The following is a 13,417-nucleotide window of genomic DNA, read 5'->3' on the forward strand; positions in this document are numbered from 1 at the left end:
GTTCAGATGAAATTCAAACCGATGCCGCCGAGCGGGCCATAGTCGATGTGGAACGTATCGCCCGCGCGGGCTGGAATCGGGCTCGTGAACGAGCCGCTCAGGATCACGTCGCCCGCATTCAACGATTCGTCATGCGGAGCAATTTTGTTGGCGAGCCACGCGACGCCGGTGGCCGGATGGTTGAGCACCGCCGCCGCGAGCCCGCTTTCCTCGACCGCGCCGTTCTTGTACAGCAGCGCGCCGACCCAGCGCAGGTCGACGTCGAGCGGACGCACCGGCCGGCCGCCGAGCACGACGCCCGCGTTCGCGGCGAAGTCGGAGATCGTGTCATGGACCTTGCGCGGCGCGCGTGTTTCGCGATCGAACTGCTCGATACGCGCGTCGATGATTTCGACGGCCGGGCTCACGTACGCGGTCGCGTCGAGCACAGCGAACAGCGTGACGCCGGGGCCCTTCAGCGGTTTGTTCAGCACGAACGCGAGTTCCACTTCGACGCGCGGCGCGATGAAGCGATCCACGCGAATGTCCTGGCCGCTTTCGATGAACATGCTGTCGAGCAGGGGCGCGTAGTCCGGTTCGTCGATCTGCGACGAGCGCTGCATCGCGCGCGACGTCAGGCCGATCTTCCTGCCCTTGATTACGTGGCCTTCGGCGAGTTTCAGCTTGACCCACTCGCGTTGTATCGCGTAGCCGTCCAGTACGGTCATCTCTGGATACTGCACGGAAAAATGCCGCAGCTGCGTGCGGGTCTTTTCCGCGTGATCGAGTTGCGCGGCGAGGTCGCGGATGGTTTGTTCGTCTAGCATGATGATGTCAGCCCTTGAACCGCGCGTGCAGATTGTTGTGCTTCCAGGTGCCCGCTTCGCTGAACTCGTTGATTTCGAGCGACAACGCGAGCCCCTGCCGTTCGAACTCAGTGTCGAAGCGCTGCTTGATCAGCGCGAACAGCGCGTCGCCGGTCGCCTTCTTGACGGCCTCCGGGCGGCCCGCGCCGATCTTCAGATTGGCGTGCAGGAACGCGGCGTCGGGCCGCCCATCGGCGATGCAGTACTGGTCGCAGCGCAGCGCGCGCACGCGGATGCCGCCGAGCGGATAGACGCGCTCGCCGTCATCGCGCTGCGCGTCGAGGCACTGCGCGAGGTCTTTGCATAGTTCGCCGAGGCGTTGCGCGTCCGCGAGGTTGGCGCTGTATTCGAGTGTCAAGTGAGGCATGGCGATCCCTTCGCGAGTGTCAGACGGGTAGCGGCGTGACCGGGAAGATCGCGTTGATCTGGCCGGTGCCCGAACTGCCGAAATAAGGCGTGACGACTTCGACCTTGCCGTCGTAACGATCCCAGCCGAGCGCACCGAGAAGCATCGCGGTATCGTGCATGCCGCCTTCGCCCCAACATTTCTCGTTGTAGAGCGGCAGCATGTCGCAGAAGGTCTTCCAGTCGCCGGCTTCCCACATGCGCACCACGCTGCGATCCATCTGTTCGAGGAACGGGCTCCAGACTTTGTGCATGAACTGCTCGGCGGTGCCGTTGTTCGCGAAGTGATGCGACAGCGAGCCGCTCGCGAGAATGGCCACGGTACCGTCGTAGCGTTCTTCGATGGCCTTGCGTACCGCGAGGCCGAAACGCGCGCTGGTCGCGAGGTCGTGCCACATGCACCAGCCCGCCACCGACACCGCCTTGAAGTGCTGATCGCCGTTCATATAGCGCATCGGCACCAGCGTGCCGTATTCGAGCTCGAGCGTGGTCTCGCTGTGCGCGCGGCTTTTCACGCCCATTTCGTTGGCGACGTCCGCGATCAGCTGACCGAGCCCGACATTGCCCGGATACGCGTACGGCATGTTCCTGATGAAATGCGGCAGCTCGTTGCTCGTGTACACGCCTTCGAACTTCGGCGCGCAATTGATGTGGTATTCGCTATTCACTAGCCAGTGCACGTCGAACACGACGATCGTATCGACGCCAAGTTCGCGGCAGCGTCGGCCGATTTCATGGTGTCCGTCGATCGCGGCCTGACGGCAACCCTTGTGCGGACCGTCGAGCTCGGATAAATACAACGACGGCACGTGTGTAACTTTTGCTGCCAACGCGAGTTTGCCCATCGCGGTCTCCAGTGTCGAGCGGAGTTAGAGCGTCAGCTCTTACTCCGGTCCCATGCTTTAGCAATTTCGTTTGACGTCGCGATTAAATGCCCCAGCGCGGAATATGATGCGAGCCGAGCGACACGCAGACGTTCTTCGGTTCGAGGAACACTTCATAACTCCACGTCCCGCCTTCACGGCCCACACCCGACGCCTTCGTGCCGCCGAACGGCTGGCGCAGATCGCGCACGTTCTGGCTGTTCACGAAGCACATGCCGGTTTCGACGGCGGCTGCCACGCGCAGCGCGCGGCCCGTGTTCTCGGTCCAGATATAGCTCGACAGACCATACGAAATATCGTTGGCGAGACGGATCGCCTCGGCTTCATCGTCGAACGGAATCAGGCACGCGACCGGTCCGAAGATCTCTTCCTGCGCGATGCGCATATGGTTGTCGACGTCGACGAACACGGTCGGCGTGACGAAATTGCCGTGACGCAAGGCGTCGGGCAATTCGGGCGTATCGAGCCCGCCGCACGCAAGCGTGGCACCTTCCTTCGGGCCGAGTTCGATATAGCTGCGCACTTTGGCGAGATGCCCCTGGCTGATCATCGGGCCGACGATCGTGCTGTCCGCGAGCGGATCGCCCACCGTCAGGCGCTTCGCGCGCTCGACGAAGCGCTCGGCAAACCGCGCGTAAATGGAGCGCTGCACGAGAATGCGCGAGCCCGCGGTGCAGCGCTCGCCATTGTTCGAGAAGATCATGAACACCGCGGCATCGAGCGCGCGTTCGAAGTCGGCGTCGTCGAAGATCACGAACGGCGACTTGCCGCCGAGCTCCATCGAGAACTTCTTCAGGCCCGCGGTTTGCACGATGCGATTGCCGGTCGCGGTCGACCCGGTGAACGACACCGCGCGCACGTCGCGATGCGCGACGAGTGGCTCGCCCGCTTCCTTGCCATAGCCGTGCACGACGTTCAGCACGCCCGCCGGGATGCCCGCTTCGAGCGCGAGCTTGCCGAGCATCGAGGCGGTCAGCGGCGACAGCTCGCTCATCTTCAGCACAGCGGTGTTGCCGAACGCGAGGCAGGGCGCCACCTTCCAGGTGGCCGTCATGAACGGCACGTTCCACGGCGAGATCAGCGCACACACGCCGACCGGATGAAACAGCGTGTAGTTCAGATGCGAGTCGGTCGGGTACGTGTGGCCGTCTACGCGCGTGCACATCTCGGCGAAATAGCTGAAGTTGTCGGCCGCGCGCGGCACCAGTTGCTTGCGCGTCTGCGAGATCGTCTGGCCGGTGTCCTTCGTTTCGGTCTCCGAGATTTCCGGCACGTGCTTCGTGATCAGCTCGCCGAGTTTGCGGATCAGCTTCGCGCGTTCCGCGGCGGGTTTCGCGGCCCAGACGGGGAAGGCGCCTTTGGCCGCTTGCACGGCCGCATCGATCTGCTTCGCGCCGCCGCGTGCGACCTCGGCGAGCACTTCCTGGGTGGCCGGATTGACGGTTTCGAAATAGTCGCTCGAGGTGCACGCCTCGCCGTTGATCAGATGGTCGATCGGCATTGCCTTGTCCTTTCGCTGTTCGGTGGGTTTTTGCTGTCGATCAGGCGCGGCCGAAGTCCGCGTCCGAGGCGATCGTGTTGACGAGACGGCCGAGGCCGTCGATTTCGCAGACGACTTCGTCGCCCGTGTTGACGTTGACGATGCCTTCGGGCGTGCCGGTCAGGATCACGTCGCCGGGCGCGAGCGTCATGAAGCCGCTCAGGTATTCGATCAGTGCGCGGATGTCCGTGACGAGATCGCGCGTATTGCCGCATTGCTGACGCGTGCCGTTGACGAACGTGCGCAGCTCGAGCTGCGTGACGTCGGCGATGTCGGCGGCGTCGACGAACCAGGGGCCGAGCACCGTGCCGCCGTCGCGATTCTTCACGCGCAGATTCGGGCGATAGTAGTTTTCGAGGTAGTCGCGAATCGCGTAGTCGTTCGCGATCATGTAGCCCGCCACGTGCTGCATGGCGTTTTCACGCGCGACGTTTTGCGCGGTTCGCCCGATCACGACCGCGAGCTCGCACTCGTAGTGCATGAACGTGACGTCGGCGGGGCGACGCGTGACGCCGCGATGGCCGAGCACCGTGCCGGGCCCCTTCAGAAACACCAGCGGTTCTTCCTGTTTGCTGAACTGCAATTCCTTCGCGTGTTCGGCGTAGTTCAGGCCGAGCGCGAAGATCGTGCCGACTTCGATCGGCGCAAGCCAGACCACTTCGTCCTCGCGACGCACGCGGCCGTCGGCGAGGCGGACACCCTGCTCGTGCGGATACGCTTCGTGAATCGCTCCCGCATAGGCGACGCGGCCGCGCATCATGACGGTTCTCCGTTGTGTTGACCCATGCCGATGAACGATACGGTCAAGGGCGGCAGCGTGCCGATCGACAGCGTGGCCGTATCGCCGACGTGCGCGACCGGCGAGCCGTGCCGGACGCCGAGCGTGAGCACGTCGCCCGCGTTCAGCGTCATGAAATCGGTGACGTCGGCGAGCAATTGCGCGACGTTGCGCACCGACGTTGCGGTGCTTGCCGTGAACGGTTCGGCGCGGTTCAGCGAGACGGCGATGTCGAGCCGATCCGGCGCGGCGACGTGGCGCGCGGCGACGAGCGCCGGTCCGATCACGCAGAAGCCGTCGCATGCGCGCAGTCGCACGTTCGGGCGATACACGTTGGTATGCGGCACGCTCAGATCGCCGACCAGCGTATAGCCTGCGATGTAGTCCGCCGCGCGCTCGACGCCGACGCGCGTCGCGGTACGGCCAATCACGATGCCGAGTGACGCACCGACCTCGACGCCGAGCGTGTTATCCGGCACGACCACGCGCGCCCGATGCCCGGCCAGCGTGTTGCGCGGCTTCAGATACAGAATCGGCGCTTTCGGCGGTGCCTTGTACGGTGCCGCATGCACTGCGTCGCCCAGCGCGTTCAAGGCGGCGCGATCGTTCAGCAGGGTGCCGTACACGGCGCCGCCGACCGGCGCGCGACACGCAACGCCGCGTGCCAGCAACGCGGCCGCGGTGTGCGCGTCCACGTCGCGAGGCAGCGCGTCGCCTTCGGGATGCAGCAGATGATCGGCAAGGGCAAACATAAATGCGCAGTCTCGTGGCGAAAGTTTTGCGAAAACACTAAGATGTTAGTAGTATCCCGCTTGATATCATTGACGGTCAATAGGCTGCCGCTTGATCGCGGGTTTTCCCGTAAGCTTCGACAGCTGTTTTTTTCTGATTCCTTGCCACCATGTCCGCTGCGTCCACCCGAGTTTTGCACCGCAATTTGCCGATGCTGTTGTTACGCGCCCGCGAAAAAATGATGGAGCATTTTCGTCCGTTGATCACCGCGCATGGACTCACCGAGCAGCAATGGCGCGTGATTCGCGCGCTCAACGAGCACGGCCCGATGGAGCCGCGCCACATCTCCGACATCTGCACGATTTCGAGCCCGAGCATGGCCGGCGTGCTCGCGCGCATGGAGAGCATGGAACTCGTGACGAAAGAACGTTTCGCGGAGGATCAGCGGCGCGTGCTCGTGTCGCTGACCGATACGAGCGTCGAACTGGTGCGGGTGATTTCGAAGGATCTCGAGGCGCACTATCGCGAGCTCGAGCGCAAGGTGGGACCGGAGATCGTCGAGCGCGTGTATCGCGCGGTCGACGATCTGTTGGCGGGGTTGTCGGAAGAGGATGAGTGACCGACGTTTCGCGGCAGGTTTGGGGCTAACTACTCTCTCAGGAGACGCTTCACTTCGTCGAGAAATGAGGCGGTCGTGTGACCCCACGGTTCGGGATCAACGTAGAGGCCATAGATTTCCTCAAAATATCCGTCCAGGTTGGCGGAATGGTCGCTTTCAAAACGATCGATTTCATCCACGACTAACTTATGAAGGCTCTTGTCGCTCTCTTTTTTGAAGCACGTGACAATTTCCTGTACGTTGTTGCCCCATAAATCGAAATCTTCATTGAAATAGCCATGAATCAGAAAATCCAGATTCGGGTAAGGTGATTCGTCTTTCACAGTAAGCTCATGGCATCAGGTAGGCGGTCAGGACGTAGTATGGCATGCCGTTATATTCCTTCCGGATCAAGAACATGTGAACCTTGCGCAGATTCACCGTCTCCCCCGTCTTGCGAATGACCCCGTACCCTACCTGCCTACCTGCATCGCCCATCAGTTCCAGTCGTATGGAACCGGTATGAGATTGCGCCCACGTCGTTATCCGGGCCGTGTTGTCCTGCATGACCTTGGAAATCGCCCACTCTGCCGTTTGTAGATCAGTGAACGATGAAACAACCCGGCGCTTTGGTTCGCGCGCCAGTCGCTCACGCAACTGTGCTTCAGTCCGCGCCACATGCTTTTCGAATGTATGCCCGCCAAAGCGGCTGCCAGGCTTTGCTTCATGCTGCATCAGCCTGAACCGGCCCATCGTGATCTCGGACGCCCGTACCGCCTTGATCGATCCGGCCACGCCCACCGAGACTGCTAGATCAAGAAAGAGGCCGATGTTGTTCACCGCGTCAGGACCCGCCCTCATTGTCTCGGCCAGCTTCGTCGTGCCCAACTGTGTCAGCGTGGCCGTATCCCGGGCCGTCCAGATTTGACGCAAACCCGCCGATGCCGTATCAGACCCATGTGCGCCGAACACAATACACCCGGCCTTGCTCGCCATGGTCGGTTCCGGCATGACACACAATGCCCCAGCACCGACCATTTCCAGCAAACCGCCGACGAGTTGCAACCCGCCCCATAGCCGGTTAGAAAGCATTTCGGTCTGACTGATCGATTGGCGGGTCAGCACCGCCGCCAGTTGCGGGGCGCTCAGCACGACGCGAACGCCGTCTGGTTCATTCAACTCGGACATGCAAGAATCCTCTGTATTCCTGTGGAGACTCCACGCTAACGGCGGGATTCACGGTCCGTCTATAGGCGATGGATGATTCTGGCAGAAGGCGTTGGTTCTCCTTGAGTGTGCCGAGTGCGCCGGGCATGTTTTGAAGCCGCCGACCTACCAGCCGTAAAACCGCTGCCATTCGACGCTGCTGCCGTCCGGCGCAACCGCGTGATACTCGGGGAACTGCGCGCCGGTCGCACAAGCGTGGTTCGGCAGGATGCGCAGTTTCATACCGATCGGAAAGCGCTGCGCGATGTCGTCGATCTGTGCATCGGCTCGCGCATCGGCTGGAACCGCCGCAAGAATCCCATGCTCCTGATTGGCGCCGCTCACGACATAGTCCGGCAGCAACGTGCCATTGAGCAAACACGGCTGCCCATAGCCGAAATCGTGCGACTGCCGCGACGTACCGCGATCACGGCTTAACGCCATCCAGCCCGCGTCGAGAATCGCCCAGCCTTTGTCTTCCTGATGACCGATCACGGTCGTGAGTACGCTAAGCGCGATGTCGTCGAGCGTGCAAACGCCCACGTTGTGCATGACCAGATCGAACAGCACGTAGACCCCGGCCCGCACCTCGGTGACGCCTTCGAGATGCCGCGCGGCGAGCGCGGTCGGCGTCGAACCCACGCTGACGGCCGGACACGCGATGCCCGCCTCGCGCAACCGTTCGGCGGCGCGCACGCAGCCCGCGCGCTCCTGCTCCGCGAGCGCGGCGAGCGCCTCAGGCGTATTCAACTCGTAGCTCGAACCCGCATGGGTCATCACGCCGCCGACCTTCACGCCGTTCTCGTGCAGAATCCGCCCGACGTCGAGCAGCGTCTGCTGTTCGGGCTGGATGCCCGAGCGATGTCCGTCCGTATCGACCTCAATCCAGACCTCGAACGTTTCGCCGTGCTGGTCGCCGAACGCGGCGATCGCCGTGGCGGCGGTCGGATTGTCGACCACGAGCTTCAGTTCGCAGCCCTGGCGGCGCAGCGCGAGCGCGCGCGGCAGCTTCGACGGAACCATGCTGACGGCGTACAGGATGTCGTTGACGCCGGCCGCGAAGAACGCTTCCGCTTCCTTCAGCGTCGACACCGTAATGCCGCGCGCACCGGCGGCGATCTGCGCGCGCACGACGTCGATGCACTTGGTGGTCTTCACGTGTGGCCGGAACGCGACGCCGAGCGCATTCATCTGCCCCTGCATCCGCGCGATGTTCTTCTGCATCCGCGCGACGTCGATCAGCGCGGCCGGGGTTTCGATCTGTTCGAGTTTCATGTTTGCACCTGAGGAGCGGGGTGAGGTTGGAGATTCAGTGACGGCGATCGCGGCCAAAGCCTGCGAGCCACGGCACCAGCCCATCGAGCGATGCCGCTTCGACCTCGGGCGCCTGCGCTCCCGTGACGAGCGGCAGGCCGACGTGGTTGTGCCAGTAGGTCCGCAAGCCGACGGCCGCGGTGCCGAACATGTCGTAGCTCGAGCCGGCGACGAACGCGGCGCGGCGCGGCGCGACGCCGAGCTTGTCGAGCGCGAGGCGGTACGGTTGCGGGTCCGGCTTGTAGACGCCGGCTTCCTCGGCGGTCACGATCGCGTCCCAGCGCACGGGCAAGAGCGCGGCCGCCTGCGAGCCGAGCCGCGTCGAGCAATTGGTGACGACCGCGAGCTTGCAGTGCGGCGCGAGCGCGCGCAACGCACCGAGCGCGCCGGGCCACGGCGTCAGGTTCAGCCAGTTCGCCTGGAGCGCGTTCGCGGCCGATTCGGACAAACCGACTTGCGCGGCGGCCTCGCGCACCAGTTGTTCGTAGGGAACGTAGCGGCCGCAGCCGTATGTCAGACGCAGATAGGCGGCACGCCATGCGCGGCCCGCTTTGTCGGAGCCTGCCGCACGGTTCCATGAGGTCCACGAGTCGAGCAGGGCGGTTAGCAGGTCGAACAGGACCGCGTCGGGGTAGGCGGGGGTGTCGGTGGAATGGGCGGCGGCAGTCATGATTGCATGGGGCCGGCTGTTGAGGATGAGTCAATTATAGGTTTTCGATAGTACTTCAGCGTTCAGATAGGTTGACTGTTAGATTCAGATGGACTGAATCACCGCCGCCACGGTGGCAACGGCCTGAAGCGGCCTTGCAGATACTGCATGAAATGGCGCGTGCGCGCGGGCAGTCCCGCCCGCTGATGCGTGAGCGCGATCACGTTCGCGTCTGGCGCTTTCCAGCCCGGCAGCAGACGCACGAGTTTGCCCTTCGCAAGATCCTCGGCGACGTCCCATTCGGAGCGCAGAATCACGCCGCGTCCCTCGCAGGCCCATTGGCGGATCACGTCACCGTCGTTGCAACTCAGATGCGCGGACACGCGCACGCCGCGGCGCGTGCGGCCCTTGCTGAACTGCCACAGTGACACGTCCTCATTGTTTTCGCGCAGCACGATGCATGGCAGCCGGCTCAACGCATCCGGCGATTCGGGCTGGCCGATTCGCTTGACGAGCGCGGGCGCCGCGCAGACGAAGCGCGCGTTCGGCGCGATCGTATAGCCGACCAGGTTCGACGGCGGCAGCTCGCCGATATGCACGACGATATCGAAGCGATCGAGCGTTTCGGTCAAGGGCCGGTCGGACAGCGTCAGCGCGACGTCGATGTCGGGGTTCTGCTGCTGGAACTCGCCGATCAGCGGCGCCAGATGGCGTCGTCCGAAACCGAGCGGCGCATTGATCTTCAGCGTGCCGACGGGGCCGCCGCGGCGCGTTTGCAGATCGTCGAACAACGCGTCGAACTGCTCGATCAGTTCGGCGCCGCGCTCGCACAGCAGCAGGCCTTCGTCGGTGAATTGCAGGCGGCGCGCGCTGCGGTTCACGAGCTGCATGCCGAGCTTCTTTTCGAGTTGCTGCAGGCGCTGCGTGACCGCCGACGGCGACAGCGCGAGTCGGCGCGCGGCGGCGATCAGGCTGCCGCTCGCGCGCAGCGTGAGCAGGAAGCGAATATCGGCCGAATCGTTCATGGGTGCGAGCTGGGTGCAATGGCGGGAGCGGGGAATCTCGCAGCATAATGCGTCCGGATCGATCACAGGGTAAAGTGGCGCTTCCAGTCTATTGATCCAACCATTGGAAGAGAAGTCCCATGCCGTTGCCTCATGAGTCGTCCGCGTACGACGCCACGCCCAATACTCCGCTGAAACAGGCGGTTTTTCTGCACACGGGCTGGCGCAGCGCGGGCACGTGGGTGTGGTCGCGGCTGCGCGAACACGAGCGCGCGGCCGGTTTTTACGAGCCGCTCAGCAATGTGCTCGCCGATCTCAATCCCGCCGACGTGCCCGCCTCGCGGCCGACCTTGACCTCGGGGCACCCGCCGCTCGCCGCACCATACTTCGACGAATATCGCCCGTTTCTGCGCGAAGACGCGCGCGGCGTGGCGGGTTACGACCGGCGCTTCAGCATCGATCGCTTTACGCGCGATCCCGATGCGACATTCACGTCACTGCAGGCCTATCTGCGTGCGCTGAGCGAGCACACGATCGAGCAGGGCCGCGTGCCCGTCTTCAAGTTTTGCCGCACGGGCGGTCGTCTGCCGTGGCTGAAGCGCGCGTTTGCCGAGGCGCTGCACGTGGGCGTGCTGCGCAATCCCGCATCGCAGTTCGCATCGGGTTGGATGCTGCGGCAGCAGTGGAGCAATGCATTCTTTGTCGCCGCGCCGTTTCGCGTGCTCGGTCTGAATCAGATGGACCCGCTGGTGCGCGAAGCGATCGGCGTGTGCGGCGTACGCCTGCCGCCGCTACCGTCGATGCCCGATGACGCGTATGCCGTCGCCTGCGAGCAATTCGCGCGCACGGTGGACAGCGACAACGCGTATCGCGCGTTCATTGCGTTGTGGATCCTCTGTGCGCTGCGCATGGGCGAGGGCGTCGATTTGCTGATCGATATGGAGCGGCTCGGCGAGTCGCGCGACTACGCGGCCGGTCTGCGCGCCGCGTTCGACGCGCAATGCGGCTTGTCGCCCGACTTCACGAGCGCGCGCGATCTGGTCGAGGAAACGCGCCGCGGCGCAGCGCGTATGACGGGCATCGACGGCGGCGCGTTGCGCGCCGTGCATTCCGCCGCGCTTAAATTCCTGAAGGCGCAGGCGGGCATCGACGCGGCCTTCGTCGAGGCGGTGCGCCAGAAGATAGTGCTGGCCAACGAGTTGACCGAAACATGGCGCTAGCCGTGCGAGGCCAGCGCCGCGCGGCGCGTTCCCGTGGCTAGCCCGCCGCCGATACCGCCGCGCGCAGCCCGAGCAGATAGCTGTCCACGCCGAAGCCGCAAATCTGTCCTTTGACCAGAGCGGCACGCCCGCCTCGGCCGCGAGCGCCTCGGCCGCGGGCGACGGGTCGACGATCGCCGACAGCGTGCACGCGTCGCTTTGCTGCGCGACCGCCCAGATGGGCGCGGCCGATGTACCCCGCGCCGGCGACGGCGATCCGGGTGCGGTTCATGAGCGGGTTCCCTGAAAGTCCTGATCAAGACGCGTTAGAGGGCAAGCGGGCTCAAGCAGCGGCCTTTTTCGCGTCGGCCATGCTCTGCGCGCGCATTGCGTCGTAGCTGAGCTTGTCGAGCGGCACGACGTTCTTTTCGCCCAGGTCGCCAAGCCGCACACGGAAGTTCTCACGCGCGCTCCATGCGGCGATCGCGCAGACGATCGTGATGGCGAACGTGATCGCGCCGATCGTCAGCGGCACGTTGTGCGATCCCGGCGGCGCGACGTAGGCGAACAGCGCCGGCAGCAGCGCGGTGATCGTCGTGCCGATGTTCTGGCCGATCGCCATCGCGGAGACGCGCGAACGGGTCGGGAACAGTTCCGGGTAGAAGCTCGGGAAGATCGCGTTGTAGCCTTGATAGATGACGCCCCACATCAGAATCGACATCACCATCGCGAGCGGCACGTTGTGGATGCTGATTGCGTACAGATACGCGAAAGACAGCAGTCCTGCGCCGAGCGAGCCGACGATGATCGGCAGACGCCGCCCGATCCGGTCGGACAGATTGCCCACGTACGGAATCACCAGCACCGCGACGATGTTGCCGATCACCGGAATCCACAGATACAGGCTCTTCGAAAAGCCGATGCCGTACGATGGCTGCACCGCGTACGCCGCGCCGAAGATCGTCGCGACGACCGGGATCACGTTCATCAGCGAGCACAGCACGACGCGCAGCATGTCGTCCCAGTTGTACTTGAACGCTTCGACGATCGGCGAGCGCGGCACGCCGCCGCTCGCGTCCTCCTTCTCGAACGCGGGCGTTTCGTGGACTTCACGGCGGATGATGTACCCGGCGATCAGAACGACCGCGCTGAGCAGGAACGGAATGCGCCAGCCCCACGCATTGAACGAGGCGTCGTTCATGAAATAGGCGAGCGGCAGGAAGACCGCGGCGGCCAGAATCTGGCCGGCCTGCACGCCTTGCAGCGTGAAGCTCGCGTAAAAGCCGCGTCGCCCGAATGGCGCGTGTTCGAGGATCATCGAACTGGCGCCCGAGATTTCACCGGCGACCGCGAAGCCCTGGATCAGTCGCAGCACGACGAGCAGCACCGGCGCGAGAAAGCCGACGTGCTGATAGGTCGGCAGCAGACCGACCGCCATCGTCGACAGACCCATCAGGAACATGCAGACGAGCAGTACGTTCTTGCGCCCGTGTGTATCGCCCCAGTGCCCGAGCACGACCGCGCCGATCGGCCGCGCGACGTAGCCGACGCCGTAGGTTGCGAGCGATGCGACGATCGCGATCTTGGGATTACCGGAAGGGAAGAACAGCTGAGGAAAGATCAGGGCGGCGGCCTGCGCATAGATGAAGAAATCGTAGTACTCGAGTGCCGAGCCGATCCAGCCGCTGGCGGTAGCCTTGCGCGCCTGCGAGCTATGCCCGCTGCTTGCCGATGCGTTCGTTTGCATGACGCCTCCTGAATGGGAAATGTTTTTGTCAGCTTCTACGGCTGAATCATTGGCGCCCTTAAACGGGCGCCGCGCAAGCCAGGATTTTCCTGGTCTCGTTGCCGCGGTGCGGCACAACGGGACGGATCGACGTGTGTCACGAGCTGGCGCGGCGCACTTCGGGTTAACCACGGCCTGAGTGCGCCGGGCATTGCATTCAAACCGGCTTCAAACGACTGCCCCTTGCCCCACTGTTTCGCGGCCGCGCCGACCGCTTCGGGGTCTGGCGCCTGAGCGGGCGGCATGGCGAAAGGAGCGTGAAGGTGACGGGCACGGTCGCGTCGAATCTGAGCGACATCGTCGTGCAGTGGGCGAAGGAGGGATACGGGAGTGTGCGCGGTGACGGCCGAGCGTTTGTCGTCGTCGGCGCGGATTCAGGTGTGCATCGAGTTTCTCGGGGAGCAGCTGACGCACGGACCGTGTGCACTGGCGACGCGCGGCGTGGGCGGACTCTGAGCTGCGCCTGCCTGGATCCGG

At 64.0% G+C, this 13,417-nt stretch carries 14 protein-coding genes and 3 pseudogenes; 3 read left to right on the top strand and 14 right to left on the bottom strand.

The annotated features are described in order from the left end of the window. Positions 1-2 precede the first annotated feature (2 nt). The 6 genes from hpaH to HDG33_RS27420 all read right to left on the bottom strand — a co-directional run bounded on the left by hpaH (position 3) and on the right by HDG33_RS27420 (position 5,204). Positions 3-806 (bottom strand): 2-oxo-hept-4-ene-1,7-dioate hydratase, encoded by an 804-nt coding sequence (gene hpaH / locus HDG33_RS27395; protein WP_184036429.1) that lies wholly within the window; start codon positions 804-806, stop codon positions 3-5. A 7-nt stretch (positions 807-813) separates the two neighbouring features. Continuing rightward, positions 814-1,212, bottom strand: coding sequence for a 5-carboxymethyl-2-hydroxymuconate Delta-isomerase (locus HDG33_RS27400; protein WP_184036432.1), 399 nt, complete (start codon positions 1,210-1,212; stop codon positions 814-816). Between the two features lie 19 nt (positions 1,213-1,231). Next, complete coding sequence (gene hpaD, locus HDG33_RS27405; protein ID WP_090806341.1) at positions 1,232-2,095, bottom strand: 3,4-dihydroxyphenylacetate 2,3-dioxygenase; 864 nt, start codon at positions 2,093-2,095, stop codon at positions 1,232-1,234. Positions 2,096-2,177: 82 nt separating this feature from the next. Next, the gene (gene hpaE / locus HDG33_RS27410) at positions 2,178-3,635 is read right to left on the bottom strand and encodes a 5-carboxymethyl-2-hydroxymuconate semialdehyde dehydrogenase (protein ID WP_184036435.1); all 1,458 of its coding nucleotides are present in this window, start codon (positions 3,633-3,635) and stop codon (positions 2,178-2,180) included. A 40-nt stretch (positions 3,636-3,675) separates the two neighbouring features. Continuing rightward, positions 3,676-4,434, bottom strand: a complete 759-nt coding sequence (locus HDG33_RS27415; RefSeq protein ID WP_184036450.1) for a fumarylacetoacetate hydrolase family protein — start codon at positions 4,432-4,434, stop codon at positions 3,676-3,678. Further along, positions 4,431-5,204: a fumarylacetoacetate hydrolase family protein gene (locus tag HDG33_RS27420; protein ID WP_184036460.1), complete on the bottom strand. Its 774-nt coding sequence runs from the start codon at positions 5,202-5,204 to the stop codon at positions 4,431-4,433. Before HDG33_RS27420 ends, HDG33_RS27415 begins: the two co-directional genes overlap by 4 nt. 191 nt (positions 5,205-5,395) lie before the next feature. Between HDG33_RS27420 and hpaR the strand changes: the two genes are divergently transcribed. After that, on the top strand, positions 5,396-5,803 hold the full coding sequence (hpaR, locus tag HDG33_RS27425; RefSeq protein WP_184036471.1) for a homoprotocatechuate degradation operon regulator HpaR: 408 nt from the start codon (positions 5,396-5,398) through the stop codon (positions 5,801-5,803). A 29-nt stretch (positions 5,804-5,832) separates the two neighbouring features. Here the strand turns inward: hpaR and HDG33_RS27430 are convergent, their stop codons facing one another. The 5 genes from HDG33_RS27430 to HDG33_RS27450 form a co-directional block, all read right to left on the bottom strand. Further along, a complete protein-coding gene (locus tag HDG33_RS27430) occupies positions 5,833-6,126 on the bottom strand; it encodes a contact-dependent growth inhibition system immunity protein (RefSeq protein WP_184036483.1) in 294 nt (97 codons plus the stop codon). Between the two features lie 7 nt (positions 6,127-6,133). After that, positions 6,134-6,970: an RNase A-like domain-containing protein gene (locus tag HDG33_RS27435; protein WP_184036487.1), complete on the bottom strand. Its 837-nt coding sequence runs from the start codon at positions 6,968-6,970 to the stop codon at positions 6,134-6,136. A gap of 144 nt (positions 6,971-7,114) precedes the next feature. After that, positions 7,115-8,263, bottom strand: a complete 1,149-nt coding sequence (locus HDG33_RS27440; protein WP_184036490.1) for a DSD1 family PLP-dependent enzyme — start codon at positions 8,261-8,263, stop codon at positions 7,115-7,117. Between the two features lie 34 nt (positions 8,264-8,297). After that, positions 8,298-8,972 carry an HAD-IA family hydrolase gene (locus tag HDG33_RS27445; RefSeq protein WP_184036494.1) on the bottom strand — a complete coding sequence of 225 codons (675 nt, stop codon included), beginning with the start codon at positions 8,970-8,972 and terminating at the stop codon, positions 8,298-8,300. A 98-nt stretch (positions 8,973-9,070) separates the two neighbouring features. Continuing rightward, positions 9,071-9,976: a LysR substrate-binding domain-containing protein gene (locus HDG33_RS27450; RefSeq protein WP_184036497.1), complete on the bottom strand. Its 906-nt coding sequence runs from the start codon at positions 9,974-9,976 to the stop codon at positions 9,071-9,073. Positions 9,977-10,095: 119 nt separating this feature from the next. Between HDG33_RS27450 and HDG33_RS27455 the strand changes: the two genes are divergently transcribed. Beyond that, a complete protein-coding gene (locus HDG33_RS27455; RefSeq protein WP_184036500.1) occupies positions 10,096-11,175 on the top strand; it encodes a hypothetical protein in 1,080 nt (359 codons plus the stop codon). Between the two features lie 37 nt (positions 11,176-11,212). Here HDG33_RS27455 and HDG33_RS27460 read toward each other — a convergent pair. From HDG33_RS27460 to HDG33_RS27470, 3 genes and pseudogenes are all read right to left on the bottom strand, one after another. Further along, positions 11,213-11,299: pseudogene (locus HDG33_RS27460) on the bottom strand (3-dehydroquinate dehydratase); the annotation flags it as partial. Further along, positions 11,290-11,446, bottom strand: a pseudogene (locus tag HDG33_RS27465) (Gfo/Idh/MocA family oxidoreductase); the annotation flags it as partial. The pseudogenes HDG33_RS27465 and HDG33_RS27460, both read right to left, overlap by 10 nt. A 51-nt stretch (positions 11,447-11,497) precedes the next feature. Then, complete coding sequence (locus HDG33_RS27470; protein ID WP_184036503.1) at positions 11,498-12,901, bottom strand: MFS transporter; 1,404 nt, start codon at positions 12,899-12,901, stop codon at positions 11,498-11,500. A 230-nt stretch (positions 12,902-13,131) separates the two neighbouring features. Between HDG33_RS27470 and HDG33_RS37605 the strand changes: the two are divergent. Next, positions 13,132-13,396: pseudogene (locus HDG33_RS37605) on the top strand (LysR family transcriptional regulator); the annotation flags it as partial. Between the last annotated feature and the right edge of the window lie 21 nt (positions 13,397-13,417).

Source organism: Paraburkholderia sp. Cpub6 (assembly GCF_014201065.1).
Taxonomy (GTDB): Bacteria; Pseudomonadota; Gammaproteobacteria; order Burkholderiales; family Burkholderiaceae; genus Paraburkholderia; species Paraburkholderia tuberum.

What these genes read in the sequence shown, in the direction of transcription:
- hpaR (WP_184036471.1), top strand. Translation starts at nt 5,396, where the DNA reads ATGCTGTTGTTACGCGCCCGCGAAAAAATGATGGAGCATTTTCGTCCG.
- HDG33_RS27455 (WP_184036500.1), top strand. Translation starts at nt 10,096, where the DNA reads ATGCCGTTGCCTCATGAGTCGTCCGCGTACGACGCCACGCCCAATACT.
- HDG33_RS27415 (WP_184036450.1), bottom strand. Translation starts at nt 4,434, where the DNA reads ATGATGCGCGGCCGCGTCGCCTATGCGGGAGCGATTCACGAAGCGTAT.
- hpaD (WP_090806341.1), bottom strand. Translation starts at nt 2,095, where the DNA reads ATGGGCAAACTCGCGTTGGCAGCAAAAGTTACACACGTGCCGTCGTTG.
- hpaE (WP_184036435.1), bottom strand. Translation starts at nt 3,635, where the DNA reads ATGCCGATCGACCATCTGATCAACGGCGAGGCGTGCACCTCGAGCGAC.
- HDG33_RS27445 (WP_184036494.1), bottom strand. Translation starts at nt 8,972, where the DNA reads ATGACTGCCGCCGCCCATTCCACCGACACCCCCGCCTACCCCGACGCG.
- HDG33_RS27450 (WP_184036497.1), bottom strand. Translation starts at nt 9,976, where the DNA reads ATGAACGATTCGGCCGATATTCGCTTCCTGCTCACGCTGCGCGCGAGC.
- HDG33_RS27470 (WP_184036503.1), bottom strand. Translation starts at nt 12,901, where the DNA reads ATGCAAACGAACGCATCGGCAAGCAGCGGGCATAGCTCGCAGGCGCGC.
- HDG33_RS27435 (WP_184036487.1), bottom strand. Translation starts at nt 6,970, where the DNA reads ATGTCCGAGTTGAATGAACCAGACGGCGTTCGCGTCGTGCTGAGCGCC.
- HDG33_RS27420 (WP_184036460.1), bottom strand. Translation starts at nt 5,204, where the DNA reads ATGTTTGCCCTTGCCGATCATCTGCTGCATCCCGAAGGCGACGCGCTG.
- HDG33_RS27400 (WP_184036432.1), bottom strand. Translation starts at nt 1,212, where the DNA reads ATGCCTCACTTGACACTCGAATACAGCGCCAACCTCGCGGACGCGCAA.
- HDG33_RS27440 (WP_184036490.1), bottom strand. Translation starts at nt 8,263, where the DNA reads ATGAAACTCGAACAGATCGAAACCCCGGCCGCGCTGATCGACGTCGCG.
- hpaH (WP_184036429.1), bottom strand. Translation starts at nt 806, where the DNA reads ATGCTAGACGAACAAACCATCCGCGACCTCGCCGCGCAACTCGATCAC.